Genomic DNA, 22,495 nt, shown 5'->3' on the forward strand with positions numbered 1-22,495 from the left:
GCTCGCTCCGCTGCATAGATGTCCGAAACGCCAGGCCTTCATTCCCCGTGAATTCAGCCAAAGCCATTGCCTTCTACCTTCCCCAATATCACCCGATACCGGAGAATGATGCTTGGTGGGGTAAGGGATTCACGGAATGGCGGAATGTCACCAGGGCCCGGCCGCTGTACCCCCGGCACTACCAGCCGCACCTGCCCGCGGATCTGGGCTTCTACGACCTGAGGCTGCCGGAAGTCCGCCGGGCCCAGGCAGAGCTGGCACAGTCCTTCGGCCTGCATGGTTTCTGTTACTACCACTATTGGTTCAATGGTCGGCGCGTGCTGCAGCGGCCGTTCGAAGACGTGCTGGCTTCCGGTGAACCGGACTTTCCTTTCTGTCTCTGCTGGGCCAATGAAAACTGGACCCGGCGCTGGGACGGATCTGATGATGAGATTCTTCTGGAGCAGATCTACAGCGAACAGGACGACCGCGACCACCTGTTGTCCCTGTTGACGGCCTTCAGGGATCCTCGCTACATCAGGATCGAGGGCAAACCCCTGTTCCTCGTCTATCGCACCAGCGCCTTGCCCCATCCGGACCGAACGGCAGAGATCTGGCGTTCGATCGCCCATGACCATGGCCTGGGAGATCTCTATCTCGTTTCCGTTGAATCGAAGGAGGGTGAGATCAGGAACCCTCAGGACTTCGGCTTTGATGCCGCGGTGGAGTTTCAGCCCTGCTGGCCGATGCTCGGCTCGCTCCCCCACCAGACCCCCAGCCTGCGGGAAAGGGTCAAGGGGTTGATCAAGAAGGAGTCACCGGGTAAAGGCATTCACCGGGTGGTCGACTACGACAAGGTCTGCCAGGCCGCCCTTTCCAGGCCTGTCCCCCCCTATCCCCGCTTCCCCTGTGTCACCCCGTCCTGGGACAACACCGCCCGGCGACGCTGGGGAGGCATCATCCTCCAGGATGCAACGCCTGAGCGCTACGGCCACTGGCTCAGGCAGACCGTGGCACGACTCCCAGCCTGCGGTCTGCCTGAACCGATCGTGTTCATCAACGCCTGGAACGAATGGGCCGAAGGCAACCACCTCGAACCCGATCAACGCTGGGGTAGCCGCTATCTGCAGGAAACGCTCGCCGCCATCAGCGGCTCTGGGCTCCCCTAGGGGCCATCAATAGGCATCCTGCATCTCATAGAAATCAGGCTGCACGTAATCCTTGCGCAGCGGATAGCCCTTCCAGTCCTCCGGCATCAGCAGCCGCTTGGGATGGGGATGGCCCTCGTAGGCGATGCCGAACATGTCGAAGGTCTCGCGCTCCTGCCAGTCGGCCCCGCGGAACAGGCCATAGAGGCTGGGGATCGACAGGGCACCATCCCGGGGGAGGAACACCTTGAGTCGCACTTCCTCGGGACGTGCCTCGGCCGGCAGGGGGCCGTGGCCATCGGCCATGGCCGAAAACTGATCGACCATCGTCGCCAGCTTGACCAGGTGATAGAAGCTCACCAGCCGGCCCCCCGGTCCCTCGTCGTAGCCCCCCTGGCACTGGAGGTAGTCGTAGCCGGCCGCCTTCAGGGCCGTGGCCACCAGGGGCAGGGCGGCGGGCTCCACCCCGAGCATTTCCACACCCGAGTGGTCCGGGCCAAGGGCGACGGCATCGAACCCCTGGCCGCTCAGCCAGGTGGCCACAGGGCCAGGGGCGGCGGCCTGGAGGGCACCGGCATCCGTGGTGGTTTCCTTGGCGTCCGAGGCGCCGGGGGTGACGGGGGACTCCTCAGGCATCGGTGGTGGTGGCGGTGGTGGCAGGGACGGTGGCGGTGTCAGCGGCGGCGGCCATCGGCAGACCGGCGGCGGCGGCTAAGGCGGCCTGCTGGGTTTCGGCCCGCAGGTAGGCCCCGGTGACGATCGGCTCGATCCGCTTCATCTGGTGGGGGGTCGTGCAGTAGCGGGGGGTGGGTCGCAGGTTGCCGCGCTCAGCCAGGGCTTCGTTGCCGACCTTCTTGCGCAGCTTGATCACCGCATCGAAGATCGCTTCGGGGCGGGGCGGGCAGCCGGGCAGGTAGAGATCGACGGGAATCAGCTTGTCGACCCCGCGCACCGCCGTGGTGGAGTCGGCGGAGAACATGCCGCCGGTGATGGTGCAAGCCCCCATGGCGATCACGTACTTGGGCTCCGGCATCTGCTCGTAGAGCCGCACCAGTGCCGGGCCCATCTTCATCGTCACGGTGCCGGCCACGATCAGCAGGTCGGCCTGACGGGGGCTGGAACGGGGCACCAGACCGAAGCGGTCGAAGTCGAAGCGGGAGCCGATCAGGGCCGCGAACTCGATGAAGCAGCAGGCCGTGCCGTAGAGCAGCGGCCAGAGGCTGCTGAGCCGGGCCCAGTTGTGGAGGTCGTCGAGGCTGGTGAGAATGATGTTCTCGGACAGGTCGGCGGTGACGCCGGGGGCGCCCACGGGGCCGCAGCTGGCCTCACGCAGATCGCGCAGGGCATCGACGGAGAGGGAGCCGGCAGGAGGTGTGAGGGTCATGGTGGGGAGGTGCTCAGCTCCACTCAAGGGCGCCCTTGCGCCAGGCGTACGCCAGGGCCAGCACCAGGATGGAGATGAAGATCAGAGCCTCGATGAAGGCCAGCAGCCCGAGACGGTGGAAGGCCACCGCCCAGGGATAGAGGAAGACGGTCTCGACATCGAAGATGACGAAGACCAGGGCGAACATGTAATAGCGGATGTTGAACTGGATCCAGGCCCCGCCGATCGGTTCCATGCCCGACTCGTAGGTGAGCTGACGCTCCCCCTGGCGGCTCTTGGGCGCCAGCAGCTTGTTGGCCACCAGCGCCAGCACCGGAACCGCCGCCGAAATCAGCAGGAAGCCCAGAAAGGCGTCGTAGCCGGAGAGCACGAACATCGGCAGACCCAACCTGGCGCGCATTCTGCCACCTGCCTCCGGGGGCGGCGGTCGCCGCGACGACCGGCCCCTCCGGCCGGCCGGAGGGGCCGCTGGGCCCGTGGTCGCCCTCGATAGAGTCCCCTGGTATGGCCAGGCACGGGATGAGCACGGAACCGCCGACGGAGACATCCACCGAAGAGCTCCCCAGCGGGGCCGCCGGCACCCTCGGCGAGGCGGCCGAACCCGTCGCCGAGGACCCCTCCAGCCACCGCTTCGAGTGCCGCAGCTGCGGCTTCGTCTACGACCCGGCCGAGGGGGTGAAGAAGCTGGGGATCGCGGCCGGCACCTCCTTCCTCGAGCTCGACCCGGTCGCATTCCGCTGTCCGGTCTGCCGCAGCCGGGTGGGAGCCTTCAAGGACATCGGCCCCCGCAACAAGCCCAGTGGCTTCGAGGAGAACCTCAACTTCGGCCTGGGGGTGAACCGCCTCACCCCCGGCCAGAAGAACGTCCTGATCTTCGGGGGGTTCGCCCTGGCCTTCGCTTTCTTCCTCTCCCTCTATTCCCTGCGTTGATGCCTGCGCCCCTCCCCGCCCTGCCGGCCATCCTTCGCCCGCTGCGGCCCCTGCTCAGCCTGGCCATTTCCCTCGTGCTCGCCCTCGGCCTCACGGGCTGCGTCACCGCCGGACTGCCCACCGCCGCCGCCAGCCCCTGGCAGGCCGTTCCCCTGGACACCCGCTCCAACCCCCTCGACGTGGCCTTCAGCAGCGCCGACCACGGCTTCCTGGTGGGCAGCAACCGGCTGATCATGGAAACCGACGACGGCGGTGCCAGCTGGCAGGAGCGGGCCCTGGACCTGCCGGAGGAGGAGAATTTCCGGCTGATCAGCATCGACTTCAACGGGCCTGAGGGCTGGATCGTGGGCCAGCCCGGCCTGCTGCTGCACAGCGACGACGCCGGCAGCAGCTGGAGCCGGCTGCTGCTCGACACCAAGCTGCCTGGCGAGCCCTACCTGGTGACGGCCCTGGGGCCGAAGACCGCCGAGCTGGCCACCAACGTCGGCGCGGTGTACCGCACCACCGATGCCGGCTCCAGCTGGCAGGCCCTGGTGGGCGATGCCGCCGGCGCCATCCGCGACCTGCGCCGCAGCGCCGACGGCGACTACGTCAGCGTCAGCAGCCTGGGCAACTTCTTCGCCACCTGGGAACCCGGCCTGCCCGCCTGGCAGGTGCACCAGCGGGTCAGCAGCCAGCGGCTGCAGTCCATGGGCTTCCAGCCCGACGGCCACCTCTGGATGGTGGCCCGGGGCGCCCAGCTGCGCTTCGACGGCGACCCGAGCACCGCCGAAAGCACCGAAAGCGGCGACTGGAGCAAGCCCGTGATCCCGATCACCAACGGCTACGGCTACCTCGACATGGCCTGGGATCCCCGCGGCGCCGTCTGGACCGGCGGTGGCAACGGCACCCTGCTCGTGAGCAACGATGCCGGCGCCAGCTGGCAGCGGGATCCGGTGGGCAGCGAGCAGCCCACCAACTTCTCCCGGATCGTCTTCGCCGCCGATGGCAAGGGCTTCGTCCTGGGGGAGCGGGGTGTGCTGCTGCGCTGGGTGGGCTGAGGGCGGGGGGCAACTGCATCCCTCTGTAACCAACCCCCCGACCCGCTCCCGCCAGCCGCTGGCCGACCCCTAGGATTGCCGGGCTGAACGCTTGTTGCTATGGCTGCCGGCTCCACAGGGGAACGCCCGTTCTTCGAGATCATCACAAGCATCCGCTACTGGGTCATCCACGCGGTGACCCTGCCGGCCATCTTCCTGGCGGGCTTCCTGTTCGTGTCCACCGGCCTGGCCTACGACGCCTTCGGCACGCCCCGTCCGGATGCCTACTTCCAGGCCCAGGAAACCAAGGCTCCCGTCGTGAGCCAGCGTTACGAGGGCAAGAGCAGCCTTGATCTGCGCCTCCAGGAACCATGACCCAGTCCACCGCCCCCACCACGCCGCGCAATTACCCGATCTTCACGGTGCGCTGGCTGTCCGTCCACGCCCTCGGCATCCCCACGGTCTTCTTCCTGGGTGCCCTGGCGGCCATGCAGTTCGTCCGTCGCTGAGACATCCATGCAGCGCAATCCCAACCCCAACAACCTGCCGGTCGAGCTGAACCGCACGAGCCTCTATCTCGGGCTGCTGTTCGTGTTCGTCATCGGCATCCTCTTCTCCAGCTACTTCTTCAACTGATCGGGAGGCACCCCATCCATGAGCGGCAAGAAATCCTCACTTCCTGACGGCCGGATCCCCGACCGCCTTCCTGACGGTCGCCCGGCCGTGGCTTGGAAGAGCCGGTGGACCGAAGGGGTCCTGCCGCTCTGGATGGTCGCCACCGCCGGTGGCATGGCCGTGATCTTCGTGGTCGGCCTGTTCTTCTACGGCTCCTACGTGGGTGTCGGTTCGGCCTGATTGAACGGCCCCCATCGTTCTCCGATGCTCTGCAGCGGATCCTCCGGGATCCGCTTTTTTTTCGCCATGCACCACGGCGCGCAACGGACGGCAGACAACGGTTCAGCCGGCGGTATACGTCCCAATCCCTAAGCTTCCGCCAGGACCCACGGCGACGAGGGATGGCATGGGCAAGTTCTATCAGGCCCGGGACAAAGAGTTCATTGATTATCAGCTGTATCAGCTGGACGGGCTCACCCTGCGAGGTCCCCAGTCCAGCCGCTCCGACGGCATCGCCTACCTGGGTGCAGCTCAGACGTTCGGCACGTATTGCGAGGACCCTTTCCCCACCATCATCGGCAGAACACTGGGCGTGGGCACCATGAATCTCGGCAGAGGGGGAGCAGGCCCGGATTACTACCTCTCCTCCCAGGATTCACAGGCGCTGCTGGGCCTGGCCAACCAGGCCCGCTTGGTCGTTGTCCAGGTCATGTCGGGGAGAAGCCTCAACAATTCGGTGTTTTTCTGTGGTCTGGGCGCTTCCAAAGGCCATCGGCTTCCCGATGGCCAGCCCATGAGATCTGAGCAGGTCTGGAGTGACCTTTTCCTGGGTAAAGATAAACGGGGGGATGATCCCGAGTTCATCGAGCAGCTCATCGAAGAGAATTCCAGGGCGTATGTCGAAAAAATGGTTCAACTCCTCAACAAGATTTCCGTGCCCAAGATTCTCTTCTGGTTTTCGGAGCGCGCTCCGGAAAGCTATCGGTTTCCAAGTCGACAACGGCTGGAAGAGTTGAGATTTTCTCGCACGCCCCAAGGACGGCTCTATGCGAAAGTCCTCTACAAGCTAGGGATATGGGACCGCAGCCCCAAGCCATCGCTCCTCGGCAAGTTCCCCCATCTCGTCACGGAACCCATGCTGAAGATGATTCGCCCCTTCGCCGATGCCTTCGTGGAGTGCAGCACCGCTGCGGGCATGCCCCAGCCCTTGCTGAACAGCCAGGGCATCATCGTCGACTACAACCGCTACTACCCTTCACCAGAAATGCATCAAAAAGCGTCAGAAGCCCTGCTCCCGTCCTGTCGGGCAATGCTGGCCTCGAGCTGAACTGGGTCGTGAACCCCTCATTGCCATGGGACAAAGCGGTTGCCGAAACGTTCGATCATCTGGCGATCGTTTTCCACGAACTCGGAGATGTCCTCAGAATGAACCTTCTGGACGTCGGCCCCCTCAGCAACGACCCTGCGCAGATCATCTTCGGGAACCTCAAATCGAATCAATCGACAGATACGCGCCAGAGTCTCATACGGACTGCTCAAAAAGTCTTCATAACAGATGGGATAGACCTCCAGTCCTGCCCTGACGAGCACCTGCATGAGTTCCCGCTTTCGAGCCAGAAAGGCTTCGCAGCTGGCAACGATGGTCTCGAAACGGACGGGGTCAACATGAATCTTCCCAATCTCGCTTCTCTGAAGTTCACCTCTGGCCAGCCTGAACTGCAGGTGACCAGGCTGGCCCGTTCCATCACCGTGATACTTCGAGAGGGCCCATCGAAAAACATCCTGCCGCACAGCAAGGAAGACGACGACTTGATTCCTTTTCAGAATCTTGATCATCAACCTCCTGTAGTTCCTGAGATTGATTCTTTGCGAAAGATCTTCTAGCTGTCTGCTGACTCGCGGCAGGGTACGACTCAGGACACGATGCAGTGTTGGAAGGCGATCGGGATACCACGGCAATGTCAACACCCGGAATCGCATCTTCAAGCCTGTCACGGCCCCTTGACGGACCCCCAATAAACGGCCCATGGCCGTTCGGCCATACCGTGCCTGGATGGCCTCTGGATCGACAGGTTGCGAGCCCAGAAGGCCATGCAGGCAAAATCTCAGATCAGCCTCGGACATCCGTCCACAGGAGTGGAGGTCAAAGGGTTCCACGCTCGTGAGTCCATGGCCTCGGTCCTTCCTCAGGATCGTGATCCCCGGGAGCTTGTCAAGCAGCGACATCAAGGCCGTGGTGCCCTCCTTCTCATCAAAGAAGATCACGAAATTGGCCGCTCCCGTGCGCATCGATCGCCATGGCTCGCTGAGCCAGCCCTACAGCGTGCCCAGCCTGTCACGACACCCGATGGCCCGCCGTTCAGCCCAGGCGCGTCAGCTCATCCGGCGGCAGCGCCAGGAACGCCTCCCGGCTCAGCACCCGATCCCCTGATCCAGCCTCGGCATCCAGGGGCAGCAGCCGCACCTGGCCGGCCCCGGCCTCCTCGTCGCCCAGCAGCAGGGCCCAGCGGGCGCCGCTCCTGCGGGCCCGCTTGAGCTGCTTGTCGAAGCCGGCGCCGCTGAGATCCAGCTGCACCGCCAGGGGCGCCCCGGGGCGCTGACGACAGCGACGGGCGAGCTCCAGGGCGCAGGCCTCGCCCAGGCCCCCCCGGTTCACCACGTAGAGGTCAGGCTGGGCGGCCGACACCGGAGCCTGGGTGCCCGCCTCCATGGCCTGGCTGAGCAGCAGCACCAGCCGCTCCATGCCCAGGGCCCAGCCGATGGCGGGCGTGGGGGGGCCGCCCAGCTGCTCCACCAGGCCGTCGTAGCGCCCACCGCCACACACGGTCGCCTGGGCCCCCAGCTGGCTGCTGGTGATCTCGAAGGCGGTGTGGCCGTAGTAATCGAGGCCCCGCACCAGGCGCGGGTTGAGCTCGAACGGGATGGCGAGGGCCTCCAGGCCCTGGCGCACCCGCAGAAAGCGTTCATGGCTCTCGCCGCTGAGGGCATCGGCCAGGGTGGGGGCTCCGGCCAGCAGGGTCTGGGTGTCGGGGTTCTTGGAATCGAGCACCCGCAGGGGGTTGGTGGTGATCCGGTTCTGGGAATCGGGATCCAGACGCTCCCGATGGGCCTCCAGCCAGGCCACCAGTTCGGCCCGGTAGCGCTGCCGGTCCTCGGGACTGCCGAGGGAATTGAGCTCCAGGGACAGGCCGCCCACCCCCAGGTCCATCAGCAGATCCCAGGCGATGGCGATGGCCTCGACGTCGCTGCGGGGATCGGCGTGGCCGAGGAACTCCAGGCCGATCTGGTGGAACTGGCGCTGCCGGCCGGCCTGGGGCCGCTCGTAGCGGAACATCGGCCCGCCGTACCAGAGCCGCTGGGGTCCCTGGGCCACCAGGCCATGCTGGATGGCGGCCCGCACCACCGAGGCGGTGCCCTCGGGCCGCAGGGTGCAGCTGCGGGCGCCGCGGTCCTCGAAGCTGTACATCTCCTTGCCCACCACGTCGGTGGCCTCACCGATGCCCCGGGCGAACAGCTCGGTCACCTCGAGCAGGGGCGTGCGGATCTCCTCGACGGCGGCCCTGCGGAAGTGCTCCCTGGCGGTGGCCTCGATCCGCTGCCAGAAGGGGGTCTGACCGGGCAGCAGGTCGACCATGCCCCGCAGGCTCTGGAGCGGTTTCAAGACGGTGCGCATCGGCAGCGCCCCATTGTGCCCGAAGGGCTCGGCTCAGACGCCGTGGAAGGCGCGGTACCAGGCCGCGAAGGAACCGATCCCGGACTCGATCGCCGTGGAGGGGCGGAACCCCACCCAGGACTCCAGGGCGGTGGTGTCGGCGGCGGTGGCCGGCACGTCCCCGGGCTGCATGGGCTGCAGATCCCGGATCGCCGGACGGCCGAGGGCCTGCTCGAGCAGTTCGATGAACCGCAGCAGGGGCACGGGTTGGGCGTTGCCGATGTTGAAGACCCGGTGGGGTGCCGCGGCCGTGGCCGGATCGGGGTGCAGCGGATCGAAGGCCGGATCCGCCGTGGCGGGTTTGTCGAGGCAGCGGATCACCCCCTCGACGATGTCGTCGATGTAGGTGAAATCCCGCTCCATGCGGCCCTGGTTGAACACCCGGATGGGTTCCCCGGCCAGAATCGCCCGGGCGAACAGCATCGGCGCCATGTCGGGCCGACCCCAGGGGCCGTAGACGGTGAAGAAGCGCAGACCGGTGGCCGGCAGGCCGTAGAGATGGCTGTAGGTGTGGGCCATCAGCTCATTGGCCTTCTTGGTGGCCGCGTACAGGCTCACCGGATGGTTCACCGGGTCCTGCTCGCGGAAGGGCGTGTGGCGGTTGCCCCCGTAGATCGAGCTGCTGGAGGCATACACCAGATGCTCGACACCCCCATGGCGGCAGCCTTCGAGCACCGTGCCGAACCCCACCAGATTGCTCTGGATGTAGAGCGCCGGATTGTCGATCGAGTGCCGCACCCCGGCCTGGGCGGCCAGATGCAGCACCCGGGTGGGGCGCTCGGCGGCGAACAGGGCCGCCACCGCTTCGGCCTCCACCAGATCCAGGCGATGGAAATCAAAGGCTCCGGCCGGAGCCAGGGCCTCCAGCCGCTCCAGCCGGGCCCGCTTCAGGGCCGGGTCGTAGTACGCGTTGAGATTGTCGAGCCCCACCACCCGTTCGCCCCGGGCCAGCAACCGCTCGGCCGCCGCGGCCCCGATGAAGCCGGCGACCCCGGTGACCAGGATCGGCCCCTTCGCCGTCAACGGACCGCCTGCATCCGTTCGCGGAAGTAGGCGATGGTGGGCCCCAGCCCCTCCTCCAGGCTCACCTTCGGCTCCCAGCCGAGCAGCTCGCGGGCCAGGTCGATCACCGGCTGACGCTGCAGAGGGTCGTCCTGGGGCAGGGGCTGGGTGGTGAGTTCCAGGGAGGGCTGAATCCGGTCCCGGACCTTCTCGGCCAGCTGGCGGATGGTGAACTCGCCGGGGTTGCCGATGTTGATCGGGCCGGTGTGATCCCCGTTCATCAGCCGGATCATGCCCTCGATCAGGTCATCCACATAGCAGAAGGAGCGGGTCTGGCTGCCGTCGCCGTAGAGGGTGAGGGGCAGACCCTGCAGGGCCTGAACGATGAAATTGCTCACCACCCGGCCGTCGTCAGGAAGCATGCGGGGGCCGTAGGTGTTGAAGATCCGCATGACACGGATCTCGGTGCCGTGCATGCGCTGGTAGTCGAAGCAGAGCGTCTCGGCGATCCGCTTGCCTTCGTCGTAGCAGGAGCGGATGCCGATGGTGTTGACGCAGCCCCGGTAGCTCTCGGGCTGGGGATGGACCTCCGGATCCCCGTAGACCTCACTGGTGCTGGCCAGCAGCAGCCGGGCGCCGACGCGTCGCGCCAGCCCGAGCATGTTGTAGGTGCCGAGGAAGCTGGTCTTGGCGGTCTTGATCGGATTCGACTGGTAGTGCACCGGCGAGGCCGGGCAGGCGAGATGCCAGATGCGGTCGATCTCCAGGCGGATCGGCTCGGTGACGTCGTGGCGGATCAGCTCGAAGTTGGCGTGGCCCAGCCAGTGGCGGATGTTGTCCTTGCGGCCGGTGTAGAAGTTGTCGAGGCAGATCACCTCCTCCCCGGCCTCCATCAGCCGGTCGACGAGATGGGATCCGAGGAAGCCGGCCCCGCCCGTGATCAGATTGCGCCGCGTCACTCAGCCCTCACCCACCCGCCAGACGTTAAGACCCGCCGCCCGGGCGGCCGCGGCATCGGCGATGGCCCTGGCGTCGAACAGCCAGGCCGGACGGCGCATCACCGCCGCGATCGCGCCCCAGTCGAGCCGGGCGTAGTCACGCCATTCGGTGAGGATCAGCACGGCATCGGCGCCGGCGGCCGCCTCCAGCGGCGATGCCGCCGTCTGCCAGCCGCCGTCGGCCGGCGAGGCGGGCTGGCCGAGGTCCTCGGCGATCTGGGCGGCTGACACCTTGGGATCCACGATCACCAGGCGGGCCCCCTCCTCGATCAGGTCCTGGCAGATGCGGATGGCGGGGGCCTCGCGGGTGTCGTTGGTGTCCGCCTTGAAGGCGAAGCCCAGCACCGCCAGCCGCTTGCCGGTGACGGTGCCGAACAGGCGCTGGACCACCAGCCGGGCGATGCGGTCCTGCTGCCAGGTGTTGAGGGTCACCACCTGCTCCCAGTAGCCCGCCACCTCTTCCAGCCCGTAGTGACGGCACAGGTACACCAGGTTGAGGATGTCCTTCTGGAAGCAGCTGCCGCCGAAGCCGGGTCCGGCCTGCAGGAACTTGGCGCCGATCCTGGAATCGGTGCCGATGGCGCGGCCCACCTCGCGCACGTCGGCCCCGGTGGCCTCACACAGGGCGGCGATGCTGTTGATCGAGGAGATCCGCTGGGCCAGATAGGCGTTGGCGGTGAGCTTGGAGAGCTCACTGCTCCAGAGGTTGGTGCGCAGGATCCGTTCCTGGGGCACCCAGGTGCCGTAGATCCCGGCCAGGGATTCGATCGCCGCAGGGTCCTCTCCGCCGATCAGCACCCGATCGGGGGCCTCGAGGTCGGCGATCGCCGTGCCCTCGGCGAGGAACTCGGGATTGGAGAGCACGGCGAAGGTCTTGGCTTGCCGGCGATCGCCCTCCGGGCGGTTCTGCTGGGCGGCCCCCAGGATCGCCTTCACCGTCTCGGCGGTGCGGACCGGCAGGGTGCTCTTCTCCACCACGATCGTGTGGCCCCGGGCGGAGGCGGCCACCTGGCGGGCCGAAGCCTCGATCCAGCGCAGATCACTGGCCTGGCCGGCCCCCACGCCCTTGGTCTTGGTGGGGGTGTTCACCGAGAGAAACACCATGTCGGCGGAGGCGATGGCCTTATCCACCTCGGTGGTGAAGTGGAGGTTGCGCCCCCTGGCCCGGCCCACCACCGCATCCAGTCCGGGTTCATACACCGGCAGACGGCTCAGATCCGGGTCGTTCCAGGCCGCGATCCGCTCGGCATTGAGGTCGACCACCGTGACCTGAATCCCGGGACAACGGTCGGCGATGACGGCCATCGTCGGCCCCCCCACATAGCCCGCTCCGATGCAACAGATGGTGCGAATCGGCGGTTGGGCCGGGTCCATGGGGGATGGCAGTGCTGCGGGGACATTACCGCCATCGCCTGGCTTTGGCCGTGGCCAGGCAATGGCGGTGCCGGAGGTTAAGGACGGGTAAGTTGTGGCCGAGAGCCTGACGGGGGCCGGTCCTTGACCACGGTGCTGCTGACGGGAGGAGCCGGATTCATCGGCAGTCACACCTGTCTGACGCTGCTGGAGGCCGGTCACCGGGTGGTGGTGATCGACGACTTCAGCAACGGCAGTCCCGAAGCCCTGCGCCGCGTGAGCGAGCTGGCCGGGCTGGGGGGCTGGCGGCAGCTGTCCCCGGAGCGCTGGGCCGCAGGGGACGGGGGCCCGGCCCGGTTCACCCTGCTGAAGGGGGATGTGCGCTGCCCCCTTGACCTCGACCGGGCCTTCGGGGAGGGGGAAGCGATGGGCGCCGGCGGCATCGCCGCCGTGCTCCACTTCGCCGGCCTCAAGGCGGTGGGGGAATCGATGGGCCAGCCGCTGCGCTACTGGGACGTGAACGTCGTCGGGGCGGTCCGGCTGCTGGAGGCCATGGACCGCCACGGCTGTCAGACGCTCGTCTTCAGCAGCAGCGCCACCCTTTACGGCCTCACCGACCGGGTGCCGATCCCCGAGACGGCCCCGCTGCAGCCGATCAATCCCTACGGCTACACCAAGGCCGCGGTGGAGCGGATGCTGGCCGATGTGGCCGCCAGCACCCCCGGCTGGCGCATCGCCCTGCTGCGTTACTTCAATCCGGTGGGCGCCCACCCCAGCGGGCGCATCGGTGAGGACCCCTCCGGCCCCCCCAACAATCTGTTTCCCTTTCTCTGCCAGGTGGCGGCCGGGCGCCGCCAGCGGCTGGAGGTGTTCGGCGGCGACTGGCCCACCCCCGACGGCACGGGCGTCCGCGACTATCTGCACGTGATGGATCTGGCCGAGGGCCACGGCCGGGCCCTTGAAGTGCTCCAGGCGGAGCCACCCCAGCTGCTCACCCTCAATCTCGGCAGCGGTCGCGGCCACTCGGTGCTCGATCTTGTGCGCAGCTTCGAGGCCACCAACGACCTGACCCTGCCCTATTCGGTGGTGGAACGCCGGTCGGGGGATTCCGCCATCAGCGTCGCCGATCCCCGCGAGGCGGCGCGGCGCATGGGCTGGCAGACCAAGCGCTCCCTGGCGGACATCTGCCGCGATGGCTGGGTCTGGCAGAGCGCCAATCCGGGGGGCTACCGCGGCAGCGATCGCCAGCCCGGCCTAGCCCTCATCGAGGCGCAGGGGGTGTCCTGAGGTACACCCTCATCCCGTGCTCGTGCCGCACCAGCAGGAATCCCACCCGGGCGAGCTGAGCCGTGGAAAGACGGTTGATGGAGAGATCGCCGTAGCGGCTGATCAGATCCGGCTGCCAATGGTTGCTGGCCCGGGCGATCCGGCTCTCGTAGGGCGGGTAGGCATCGCGCAGCACCACCACATCCACCCGCCGTTCATCGAGCCAGGCCCGCAGAGCGGCAGGCGACCCGATCGCGGGACGCAGCCCCGGATACTGGCCCGTCTCCACCGAGGACGCGCCGAGATGGTTGATGTCCCGGCCGGCCACAGGGGCAAGGCACTGACGCGTGCCCAGCACCGCGCCGACGTAGGGATCGCTCAGCAGGGTCCGGCCCTGCAGCCGCGGTTCCCGCCCACACAGCTCCCGCAGGGACCCGAGGATCGGCTCGATTGTGGCGCCATCCGCCGGCCACACCTCCTCCGGGGAGGTGAGCAGGTGGGGCAGCTTGGAGACGAACGCATTCGATCGGCCCCGCAACCCGATCGGGACCGCCAGCACGGTGATCAGTCCGGCCAGCATCGCCATCAGGATCCCTCGCTCCACGGACCACCTCATGGAGCTGTCCCGGCGCCCGCCGGGGTCAAGGGTCTGGGCCATCGCCGGGATGCAGATCCAGAACAAGCTGGTCCACACCAGCCGATAGGCGCTGTCCGGCTCGATCAGCTTGAAGACCAGATCGCTGATGAAGGGGGCCCACCACTCCAGCAGCACCAGCGGCGGCAGCAGCGCCAGGGCCAGCACCGCGCCGGGGACGGGACGCCGGCCCCTCCAGACCACGGCACAGGCCAGGGACAGCCCCAGCGCCGCCAGAAACACGGGCTCCCAGGTGGCCACCGGCAGGCTCGGCCAGAAGTAGAAGAAACGGTGGCCCAGAAGCCGGTAGTCGTGGACGAAGCGCATCGTCTCCGGCCAGGCGTAGAAGGATTCGAGCCTCGGGTGCCAGGGCAGGCGCTGGAGGGCCGCAAGCAGCAGTCCAGCTCCGGCGGCGGCGGCGGCCAGGCGCCGCTGGGACGGCCACACCACCAGACTGGCGGCCGTGGCGACGATCAGCAGGTTGACCGTCAGGAAGGCGGTCACGCCGTGAGCGTGATAGGCCAGGTAAGCCGCCCCCAGCAGCAGCGCCGTCGCCGCGCCCAGCGGGCGGGCACCGGGCCAGCACGGCCGCTGCAGAAGCCCCAGCAGCGGCGTGGCGGCGGCCAGCAGCAGGGCCAGTCCGGGGAGGGTGCCGTTGAGAGCGATCTGGTGGAAGAAGGAGAAGTTCTGGTGCCCCATGCCCAGCAGGAACAGCAGGGCCGTGAGCCAGCAGAGGGCCACCCGGCCGGTGAGGCGCAGGCTGAGCTGGCAACTGGCGACCAGCACCAGGAAGGTGTTCAGCGCCGCCAGCAGGCTGGCCCGCCAGGGGGCGAGAGCGTCGGGGAAGCCGAACAGGTAGCTGGCCGCGGTGAAGAACCAGTTGGCCGGCGAGCGGTAGCGCACCGGGTCGAGGCGCACCGTGTCGAGCAGGTCGCTGCCGAAATAGGTCGTGTAGTAGACGAAGCCATCGGAGGGAAACTCCAGCACCACCCCGCGCAGGGCCAGGGCGATCGCACACACCAGCGAGGGGGCCAGCACCGCCAGCAACGGCCGCCCCAGGGCCGGGTCGGCCAGCCGCTGATGCCAGCGCTGCGGCCGGAGCCCCACGGCCGCCGCCACCACAAGAAGGTCGATCACGACCAGCAGCCCATAGGCCTGGCGCAGCGTGGGCCCCGCCGGCAGCAGGGACAGCCAGCCGATGGCGGCCCAGGAGCCCACCCCCAGCAGCAGCATCTGCCAGCTGGGCCGGCGCCAGCGCCATCCCCACAGCAGCGGTGCGGCGACAGCCAGCAGCAGCGGCAGAAAGGGTTGGGTCAGCGCTGCCATTCGGCGCAGGGGAAGCCGCTGCTCCGTGACCCTAAGAGACCTGCCGGAATCGCCCGTTGCGGCGACGGCTCAGGGGCGCTCGTCCCGCAGCCGCTCCCCCCGCAACTCCCGCAGGCGCTCCCCCAGGGCCGGTCCCGGCCGCAGGCCGGCGGCGATCAGCTCGCCCGCCGACACCGGGGAGGGGAGATGGCGCCAGCGGCACCACCAGCGCAGCAGGGGCCGCCGCGGCAGGGCCCCGCTCACCAGCGCCAGGGCCACGGCCTCGGCGGACCAGCCGGGCCGCTCCAGGAAGCGGGTCCAGGCCTCGGCCGTGGCGGGGGCCGCCTCCAGGGCCTGCCAGCCCTGACGCAGCTGGGCCAGCTGGGCCAGCAGCCGCTGCTGCCCGTGGGGGAGCTGCAGCCGTGCCGCCACGGTCACCGCTGACGCGCTGCCGGCCAGCAGGGCCGCCAGGGGAGGGAGGCCGCAGCGCCGGGCCCAGCGCAGGCGGCGGCGCCAGCCCCTGTCGTGCTGCAGCGCCGGATCCACCAGCACCAGGGCACCCCACGCCTGCAGACAGCCCAGCGCCGCCTCCCACGGTTCCCGCTCCAGCAACAGCTCCAGCTCCATCCGCAGCCGCGTGCCCAGGGCGGGCGGCACCCGTCCGCTGCCGGCGCCACGGCTCGCCTCCCCCCAGGGCCAGCGCGCCAGGGTGGCGCGGAGCTGCTCCAGGCTGGCCGGGGCCAGGCAGAACCCCAGCCGGGCGGCATAGCGGGCGGCCCGCACGATCCGGGTGGGGTCGTCCTCCACACTCCTGGGGTGGAGCAGGCGCAGCTGCCGCCGGCCCAGGTCGGACCAGCCGCCATGGGGATCGAGCAGGGACAGGCCGGGCCCGGAGCTGGCGAACACCAGGGCCATCGCGTTGATGCTGAAGTCGCGGCGGGCGAGATCCTCCTCCAGGGAGCCGTCGATCACCACGGGGTTCTCCCCGGGGGCCGGGTAGGTCTCGCGGCGGGCACTGGCCAGGTCGAGCAGGATCCCGTCCAGCTCCAGCTCGACGGTGCCGAAGGCCTGGTGAAACTGGCAGAAACCCACCGCCGCGGCCGGGACATCCGCCAGCAGGGTTTCGGCCAGGCGATGGGCCGCCGGGCGCGGATCGGCCGGATCGGCCCCCGGGGCCAGCTCCACCACCAGGTCGATGTCCGGCAGGCCCCGAAGCGGATCGCGATGCACCCGATGCAGCAGGAGGTCCCGCACGGCACCGCCTACGACGGCCAGCGCGGCGCAATCCGCCGACCCATGGAAAGCGGCCAGCAGGCGGGGCGGCAGCGAGAGGTCCCCGGGATCGATCGCGGTGACCGTCATCAAGGCAGGCCCATGGAGCGCTGTCCAGAGAGCGCAGGGTACACTCGGACGATCGACATCGCGCTTGATGGCGATAGAAGAATCATGGTGACGTTTGAGCGCTGACCTTCCATGACTGAAGCCCACGCGTGGGGCGCCCTACCTGAGTCGGAGCCCGTGGAAGCAGACCCAAGCCGCCAGAGTCGCACGGAATGACTGACAGCTTCAAGAAGGTCCTCAAAGCCCCCCTGGGTCTTTGGAAAAAGATCAAGATCAAGATCTTCATCCTCACGGACTATGTCCAGGCCGTGATTGATTACTGGCTGGGCCCCTACGGCCTCCGCTGTCCGCCGGAACGGCGCTTCCAACCACTCTCCCTTGATCCGGGGACAGACATCATCGCGAACCGCGCCTACGCAGGTGTCGCGGACACGCCCGAGCGCATCGCACTCTTCATTGCGTACTCCAGACGTCTGACTCTCTCCAACCGGGCCTATCTCGAAGCCCTGAATGAAGCGGGGTTCGCGGTGGTCTACATCAATAATGAGCACACGGACCCGGACGCGGCGGCCTCCCTCCAGACCCTCTGCTGGCGTGCTTACGACCACCACAACATCGGCAGGGACTTCGGTGGCTTCCGGGATGGGATTCTACTGCTGCACAACGAAGGCCATCTCGATCGCTGCAAGGTTCTGTGCATCGCCAATGACTCGATGCAGTTCATCCCGGGCCGCAACGCCCAGGCACTCATTACCGCCCTGCACGCCTTTGTGACCTCAGAGAAGCAGGCCCTGTTCAGCCACATCAGTCATCAGATCCAGACCCACTACCAATCCTATTTCCAGGTTCTCAAGCCCGACGTCTTCCGTTCCAGGCCCTTTCTACAGTTCTGGAAGAAGTACAAGCCACTCTCCCACCGAGGACATTGCATCTACAACGGAGAGATTGCCTTGTCCCAGCAGGTGTACAGGCAGTTTACAGCCGTCGATACGCTCTACACAAGCGACAAGCTCCAGGAGGCCCTCGAAAGCTATTTCAGCAGAGAAGGTGGGGTCCCTGCAGAAGAAGTCTTTCGGCTGATGCCATCGCCTGCCCGCACCTCCCAGCGGCGCAAGATCGGCTACTCCCTGCAGCAGCTGATGTTGCAGAGCAATCAACATGAGAAACTCACGGGCGCCCAGCTCTACAGCATCGCAGATCTGATCGAGAACGGCAATCCCAGCCATATTGCTGCTTTTCTTTACCCCTTCTATCTTCACTGCCCCTTCGTCAAGCACGACCTCTGTACCGCCGGAAGCTACACCATGGCCCAGGCAATCAGCCTGTTCAGGGAGGCAGTGAAGCAGTCCGTCTTCACCGGGGATGTCGAACCTTATGTTGAAGAGTTCAGGGATCTCATGTACCGCAGAGGCGTGCCGCTGAGCTACAACAATCGCCTGCGCGAAGCGGCCATCAAAGGGATCACCGGAACGTTTGTCTACCCCTCAACCTATGAGTGACTCATTCACCGATGCGTGACACCCACTCCGGTCGCAGCGTCGCTGTTCTCCGTTGATGGAAAGGCCTTCAGAAGCCCGACTCCCCATTCACTTCATCACGGTGAATTACCACTGTGGGGATTACATCCGTGGCCTGATTGAGGCGATCAGCGCCAGCGCGGAGCACCCTGGATCCCTGCACTTTGTCGTCGTCAACAACTCCCCATCCGACCGGAGCCTGCGGCATTGGATCGACGCCAGCAGCCTGACCCTGCCGGTGACCCTCATCGAAGCCGGTGGCAATCTCGGCTTCGGCAGCGGCTGCAACCTGGGGCTCGCCCACGTGTGGCAGACCGACCGGCAGGCGGTGGCCTGGCTGATCAACCCCGATGCCCGCCTCGATGCCGGTGCGATCGCCTACGTCCGGCAGTGCCTGCGCGACGACGATCAGATCGCCATGCTGGGCACCCGGATCCGGGATCCGCAGGGGGACGTCTGGTTCAGCCACGGCAGCTTCAACCGCTGGAGCGGCCAGCTGGGCCATCGCTTCCCCGGCGACGACCGCCGCCCCCTGCCGGTGCGCACCTGGCCCACCCGCTGGATCTCCGGCTGCAGCATGGTCTTCCAGCTGGGGGTGCTGCGGGAGTGCCCCCAGTTCGACCCCCGTTACTTCCTCGATTACGAGGACGCCGACATCTGCGAGCGCCACCATCGGCTGGGCTACCGGCTGCGGGTCACCCAGGCGGTGCTGGTGGAGCATCAGGTGTCCGCCATCACCCAGCGGGCCCCCCGGGCCAAGTACCAGCACGCCACCTTCAGCAAGCTCTACCTCCTGCACCGCCACGCCACGCCGCTGGCCGTGCTGCTGAACCTGATCTATTACGCCGTCCGCCCCCTGAGCTTCTGCCTCTCGGACCCCGAACGGGCCAAAGGCCGCTGGTGGGGGCTGGGGGATTACCTGCGCTGGTGCTGGCGGCGGCTCCTGCGCCGGCCGGAGCCGCCCCACCCGCGCACCTCCTTCACCGTTTCATCCTGAGGAAGCGGCCCACCAGGGCCCGCAGGGTGGGCCAGCGCTGGGCCGGCGGACAGTGGCGCCAGAGGATGGCCGCCACCGCCGGCAGGTAGAGGTGGGACTTGGGGTGGAAGAAGGTGAACAGCAGACCCCGCAGGCTGCCCAGGGGCAGGCGTTTCTGCTCGTCGCCGAAGTCGTTGAGGACCACGACCCCCGGGGTCACCCGGGCCTCGATGCCGCAGCGGACCGCCCGCATCACCCACTCGGAATCGGCGTGGTAGTGGGGCAGCCAGCGGGCGTCGTAGAGGCCGACACGGCCAAAGACCTCCCGGCGGATCAGCACACCGTTGCCCGGCATCGCCTCGGCGGGGAGCACCTCGGCGGCCGCCAGCGCCGGATCCAGCTGGCTGGCCAGCTCGTCGTGGTGGGACAGGCGCAGGAAGCGGTCCGTGCCCCAGTCGGTGCGGGTGCCCAGGGCCCAGATGCGCCCGGGCTCGGCCAGCAGGTCGATGCGGCTGCCGAGGATGCCGCAGCCGTGGCGCTGGGCCAGGGCCACCATCCGCTCCACGTAATCGGACGGGACGACGGCATCGTCGTTGATGGTGAGCACGTAGTCGGTGCCGGCCGCCAGGGCCCGCCGCACGCCGCGGTTGGTGGCACCGGCCCAGAAATCCCCTTCGCCGGCCGCCACCACCGTCACCTGAGGATGCTGCCGGCGGATCGCCGCCACGGTGCCGTCGCTGGAGTCGGCATCCACCACCACCACCCGCAGGGCGCCGTAGGTCTGGCCGGCCATGGCGGCCAGGAAGCGCAGGGTGGTCTGGCGGCGGTTGCGGGTGGGCACCACGGCGGTGACCAGCGGCAGGGTCATGCCGGCTCGATCGGAGCCAGGCGCGGGTCGAGGATCTTCGGCCCCATGCCCTCGAACTTCACGGCGATGGAGGTCTTGTCGCCGCTGCCGAACAGGTGGGTGACCTGGCCCTCACCGAAGCTGCTGTGCCGCACCCGATCCCCCACGGCCCAGGTGCGGGGGGCACCGCGGCGGCGCACCGCATTGGCGGGAATGCCGGCCGATCCACCGGCCGCGACCCGCTGGCTGTCGTCCCGATCCACCCGGGTGAGCCGCTCCAGCCGTTGCTCCCGCCGCAGGGCCGCGCCGCCGCTGCGGGGGATGTCGCCCTGCAACAGGGCCTCGGGCAGCTCGGAGAGGAACACCGAGGGCACCGCCGGCTCCCGCATGCCGCCCCAGAGCCGCCGCTCACTGGCAAGGGAGAGGAAGAGCCGTTCCTTGGCCCGGGTGATGCCCACGTAGCAGAGGCGGCGCTCCTCCTCGAGGGCGGCGGGGTCCTCCAGGGAGCGGTAGCTGGGGAACAGGCCCTGCTCCAGCCCCACCAGGAAGACCACCGGAAACTCCAGCCCCTTGCTGGCGTGCAGGGTCATCAGGGTGACCCGGTCGGCCTCGGTGTCCTTGCTGTCGGCGTCGCTGGCCAGGGCGGCGGAGGCCAGGAAGCCCTCCAGGGAGCCCTCCTCGTTCTCCTCCTGGTACTGGAGGGCGGCGTTGACCAACTCCTGCAGGTTGCGGCGCCGCTCCTCCGATTCGTCGGTGGCCTCGGCCAGCAGTTCGGCCAGGTAGCCGCTCTGCTCCATCACCCGCTGCACCAGCTCGGAGGGGGGAGCGTCCTGGAGGCGGCGGCCGAGGTCGGTGATCAGCTCCTGGAACTGCAGCACCCCCCGGGCGGAGCGGCCGGCCAGGGAGCGCACCGCCTCCGGATCGCTGACCACCTCCCACAGGGGCAGCCCCAGCTGGTTGGCCGCATCGGTGAGCCGCTCGATGGTGGTCTTGCCGATGCCCCGCCGGGGCACGTTCAGCACCCGCAGCAGGCTGACGGTGTCGGCCGGATTCACCAGCAGGCGCAGGTAGGCGAGCACATCCTTGATCTCGCGCCGGTCGTAGAAGCGCAGGCCCCCCACCACGATGTAGGGAAGGCCCCAGCGCACCAGCGACTCCTCCATGGCGCGGGACTGGGCGTTGGTGCGGTACAGCACGGCCATGTCGCCCCAGCGCAGCTCCGGGTGGGCCGCCTCCAGCATCCGCATCCGGTGCACCACCGCCTCGGCCTCGGCGATCTCGTCGTCGCAGCGGGTGAGGCTGATGGGCTCCCCCTCGCCGCGGGTGGGCCGCAGCACCTTGTCGATGCGCTCGCTGTTGTTGGCGATCAGGGCGTTGGCCGCCTCCAGGATCGTGGCGGTGGAGCGGTAGTTCTCCTCCAGCTTCACCATCGTGCCGGTGTCCCCGTCGAGGGAGCCGTCGCCGAACTCTCGCTGGAACCCCATCAGGATCGTGAAGTCGGCGGCCCGGAAGCTGTAGATGCTCTGGTCGGCGTCGCCTACCACGAACACCGAGCGCCCCTCCCAGTCGTCGAAGGTTTCGGGGGGATGGCCGTTGGCCACCAGCAGCTTGATGAGGTCGTACTGGGTGCGGTTGGTGTCCTGGTACTCGTCCACCAGCACATGGCGGAAGCGGCGGTGCCAGTAGTGGCGGATCTGCTCGTTCTGCTGCAACAGCTGCACCGGCATCAGCAGCAGGTCGTCGAAGTCGAGGGCGTTGTTGGCGGCCAGGGCGCGCCGGTAGCGGCGGTAGGCCTCGGCCTCATGCTTGCCGCGGGGGCCGGGGTGCTCCTCCTCGAGCCGCTCCGGCAGCCAGCCCTGGTTCTTGGCGCTGCTGATCGCCCAGCGCACCTTCTTGGGCTCGAAACGCTTGGGGTCGAGCTGCATCTCCTGGGTGACGATCTCCTTGACCAGGCTCTGGGCGTCGCTCTCGTCGTAGATGGAGAACTGGCGCGTCCAGGTGAGCCCCTCGGGGTCGCGGAACTTGTCGATGTCGAAGCGGAGCAGCCGGGCGAACAGGGCGTGGAAGGTGCCGATCCAGAGGTCCTTGATCACCTCCCGGTAGATGCGGCTGCGCAGCTGCTTCTGCTCCCGGGCCGGCAGGGTGCTCCAGGGCTGGCCGAACTGGCTCTGGGCCAGCCGCTGGGCCAGCAGCACCTCCAGCCGCTCCTTCATCTCCCGGGCGGCCTTGTTGGTGAAGGTGACCGCCAGCACCTGGGCCGGATCGACGCCGTGGTGGCCGATCAGATGGGCGATCCGGTGGGTCAGGGCCCGGGTCTTGCCGCTGCCGGCCCCGGCCACCACCAGCAGCGGGCCGGTGTGGTGATCGACCGCCCGCCGCTGGGCCTCGTTCAGACCGGCCAGAAAACTCACAGGCTCCGGCATGGAACATTGAAATTTGACCCTAGCAGCCCCTTCCCGACGGGCGCGT

23 protein-coding genes are annotated in these 22,495 nt (G+C 67.9%); 11 read left to right on the forward strand and 12 right to left on the reverse strand.

Annotation, left to right across the window (positions count from 1 at the left end):
- Positions 1-47: 47 nt before the first annotated feature.
- Entirely contained in the window at positions 48-1,148 is a 1,101-nt protein-coding gene (locus tag L107_RS05085; RefSeq protein WP_159816731.1) for a glycoside hydrolase family 99-like domain-containing protein, read from the forward strand.
- A 6-nt stretch (positions 1,149-1,154) separates the two neighbouring features.
- Here L107_RS05085 and L107_RS05090 read toward each other — a convergent pair whose 3' ends face one another.
- The 3 genes from L107_RS05090 to ndhC are packed head-to-tail and all read right to left on the reverse strand — an operon-like array spanning position 1,155 to position 2,887.
- Entirely contained in the window at positions 1,155-1,763 is a 609-nt protein-coding gene (locus tag L107_RS05090; RefSeq protein ID WP_159816732.1) for an NAD(P)H-quinone oxidoreductase subunit J, read from the reverse strand.
- A complete protein-coding gene (gene nuoB, locus L107_RS05095) occupies positions 1,756-2,511 on the reverse strand; it encodes an NADH-quinone oxidoreductase subunit NuoB (RefSeq protein WP_159816733.1) in 756 nt (251 codons plus the stop codon). The genes L107_RS05090 and nuoB overlap by 8 nt, the downstream gene beginning before the upstream one ends.
- A gap of 13 nt (positions 2,512-2,524) precedes the next feature.
- Positions 2,525-2,887, reverse strand: coding sequence for a photosynthetic/respiratory NAD(P)H-quinone oxidoreductase subunit C (gene ndhC / locus L107_RS05100; protein ID WP_015109697.1), 363 nt, complete (start codon positions 2,885-2,887; stop codon positions 2,525-2,527).
- 143 nt (positions 2,888-3,030) lie between these two features.
- On the opposite strand from ndhC, the gene L107_RS05105 reads away from it, so the two are divergent.
- The 7 genes from L107_RS05105 (at position 3,031) to L107_RS05135 (ending at position 6,402) form a co-directional block, all read left to right on the forward strand.
- On the forward strand, positions 3,031-3,441 hold the full coding sequence (locus L107_RS05105; protein WP_159816734.1) for a rubredoxin: 411 nt from the start codon (positions 3,031-3,033) through the stop codon (positions 3,439-3,441).
- Positions 3,441-4,481 (forward strand): photosynthesis system II assembly factor Ycf48, encoded by a 1,041-nt coding sequence (locus tag L107_RS05110; RefSeq protein ID WP_159816735.1) that lies wholly within the window; start codon positions 3,441-3,443, stop codon positions 4,479-4,481. Before L107_RS05105 ends, L107_RS05110 begins: the two co-directional genes overlap by 1 nt.
- 99 nt (positions 4,482-4,580) lie before the next feature.
- Positions 4,581-4,835 (forward strand): cytochrome b559 subunit alpha, encoded by a 255-nt coding sequence (psbE, locus tag L107_RS05115; RefSeq protein ID WP_015109700.1) that lies wholly within the window; start codon positions 4,581-4,583, stop codon positions 4,833-4,835.
- The gene (psbF, locus tag L107_RS05120) at positions 4,832-4,969 is read left to right on the forward strand and encodes a cytochrome b559 subunit beta (protein WP_015109701.1); all 138 of its coding nucleotides are present in this window, start codon (positions 4,832-4,834) and stop codon (positions 4,967-4,969) included. Before psbE ends, psbF begins: the two co-directional genes overlap by 4 nt.
- 7 nt (positions 4,970-4,976) lie before the next feature.
- Positions 4,977-5,096, forward strand: coding sequence for a photosystem II reaction center protein L (locus L107_RS05125; protein ID WP_015109702.1), 120 nt, complete (start codon positions 4,977-4,979; stop codon positions 5,094-5,096).
- 18 nt (positions 5,097-5,114) lie between these two features.
- On the forward strand, positions 5,115-5,315 hold the full coding sequence (locus L107_RS05130; protein WP_015109703.1) for a photosystem II reaction center protein J: 201 nt from the start codon (positions 5,115-5,117) through the stop codon (positions 5,313-5,315).
- Between the two features lie 166 nt (positions 5,316-5,481).
- Positions 5,482-6,402, forward strand: coding sequence for a DUF6473 family protein (locus L107_RS05135; protein ID WP_159816736.1), 921 nt, complete (start codon positions 5,482-5,484; stop codon positions 6,400-6,402).
- A gap of 17 nt (positions 6,403-6,419) precedes the next feature.
- Here L107_RS05135 and L107_RS05140 read toward each other — a convergent pair whose 3' ends face one another.
- The 5 genes from L107_RS05140 to L107_RS05160 all read right to left on the reverse strand — a co-directional run bounded on the left by L107_RS05140 (position 6,420) and on the right by L107_RS05160 (position 12,161).
- On the reverse strand, positions 6,420-7,364 hold the full coding sequence (locus tag L107_RS05140; protein ID WP_159816737.1) for a hypothetical protein: 945 nt from the start codon (positions 7,362-7,364) through the stop codon (positions 6,420-6,422).
- A 70-nt stretch (positions 7,365-7,434) separates the two neighbouring features.
- Positions 7,435-8,748 carry a histidine--tRNA ligase gene (gene hisS / locus L107_RS05145; RefSeq protein ID WP_370515379.1) on the reverse strand — a complete coding sequence of 438 codons (1,314 nt, stop codon included), beginning with the start codon at positions 8,746-8,748 and terminating at the stop codon, positions 7,435-7,437.
- A 33-nt stretch (positions 8,749-8,781) separates the two neighbouring features.
- Positions 8,782-9,810, reverse strand: coding sequence for an NAD-dependent epimerase/dehydratase family protein (locus L107_RS05150; RefSeq protein ID WP_159816738.1), 1,029 nt, complete (start codon positions 9,808-9,810; stop codon positions 8,782-8,784).
- The gene (locus tag L107_RS05155; RefSeq protein ID WP_159816739.1) at positions 9,807-10,748 is read right to left on the reverse strand and encodes a UDP-glucuronic acid decarboxylase family protein; all 942 of its coding nucleotides are present in this window, start codon (positions 10,746-10,748) and stop codon (positions 9,807-9,809) included. Before L107_RS05155 ends, L107_RS05150 begins: the two co-directional genes overlap by 4 nt.
- Positions 10,749-12,161, reverse strand: coding sequence for a nucleotide sugar dehydrogenase (locus L107_RS05160; RefSeq protein ID WP_159816740.1), 1,413 nt, complete (start codon positions 12,159-12,161; stop codon positions 10,749-10,751).
- A 123-nt stretch (positions 12,162-12,284) separates the two neighbouring features.
- Between L107_RS05160 and galE the strand changes: the two genes are divergently transcribed.
- Entirely contained in the window at positions 12,285-13,427 is a 1,143-nt protein-coding gene (gene galE, locus L107_RS05165) for a UDP-glucose 4-epimerase GalE (protein WP_159816741.1), read from the forward strand.
- Here the strand turns inward: galE and L107_RS05170 are convergent.
- A complete protein-coding gene (locus tag L107_RS05170) occupies positions 13,402-15,366 on the reverse strand; it encodes a hypothetical protein (protein WP_159816742.1) in 1,965 nt (654 codons plus the stop codon). The genes galE and L107_RS05170 overlap by 26 nt on opposite strands.
- A 69-nt stretch (positions 15,367-15,435) precedes the next feature.
- The gene (locus L107_RS05175) at positions 15,436-16,707 is read right to left on the reverse strand and encodes a CCA tRNA nucleotidyltransferase (protein ID WP_159816743.1); all 1,272 of its coding nucleotides are present in this window, start codon (positions 16,705-16,707) and stop codon (positions 15,436-15,438) included.
- A gap of 191 nt (positions 16,708-16,898) precedes the next feature.
- Here L107_RS05175 and L107_RS05180 point away from each other — a divergent pair, with 191 nt between their 5' ends.
- Both L107_RS05180 and L107_RS05185 read left to right on the forward strand, forming a co-directional pair.
- Positions 16,899-18,185: a rhamnan synthesis F family protein gene (locus L107_RS05180; RefSeq protein ID WP_159816744.1), complete on the forward strand. Its 1,287-nt coding sequence runs from the start codon at positions 16,899-16,901 to the stop codon at positions 18,183-18,185.
- Between the two features lie 100 nt (positions 18,186-18,285).
- On the forward strand, positions 18,286-19,200 hold the full coding sequence (locus L107_RS05185) for a glycosyltransferase (RefSeq protein WP_159816745.1): 915 nt from the start codon (positions 18,286-18,288) through the stop codon (positions 19,198-19,200).
- On the opposite strand, the gene L107_RS05190 is transcribed toward L107_RS05185, so the two are convergent.
- On the reverse strand, positions 19,184-20,047 hold the full coding sequence (locus tag L107_RS05190; RefSeq protein WP_159816746.1) for a glycosyltransferase family 2 protein: 864 nt from the start codon (positions 20,045-20,047) through the stop codon (positions 19,184-19,186). The genes L107_RS05185 and L107_RS05190 overlap by 17 nt on opposite strands.
- On the reverse strand, positions 20,044-22,437 hold the full coding sequence (locus tag L107_RS05195) for a UvrD-helicase domain-containing protein (RefSeq protein WP_159816806.1): 2,394 nt from the start codon (positions 22,435-22,437) through the stop codon (positions 20,044-20,046). The genes L107_RS05190 and L107_RS05195 overlap by 4 nt, the downstream gene beginning before the upstream one ends.
- Positions 22,438-22,495: the final 58 nt, after the last annotated feature.

Origin of the sequence: Cyanobium sp. Copco_Reservoir_LC18 (assembly GCF_009834675.1) — a bacterium.
Taxonomy (GTDB): Bacteria; Cyanobacteriota; Cyanobacteriia; order PCC-6307; family Cyanobiaceae; genus Cyanobium; species Cyanobium minutissimum.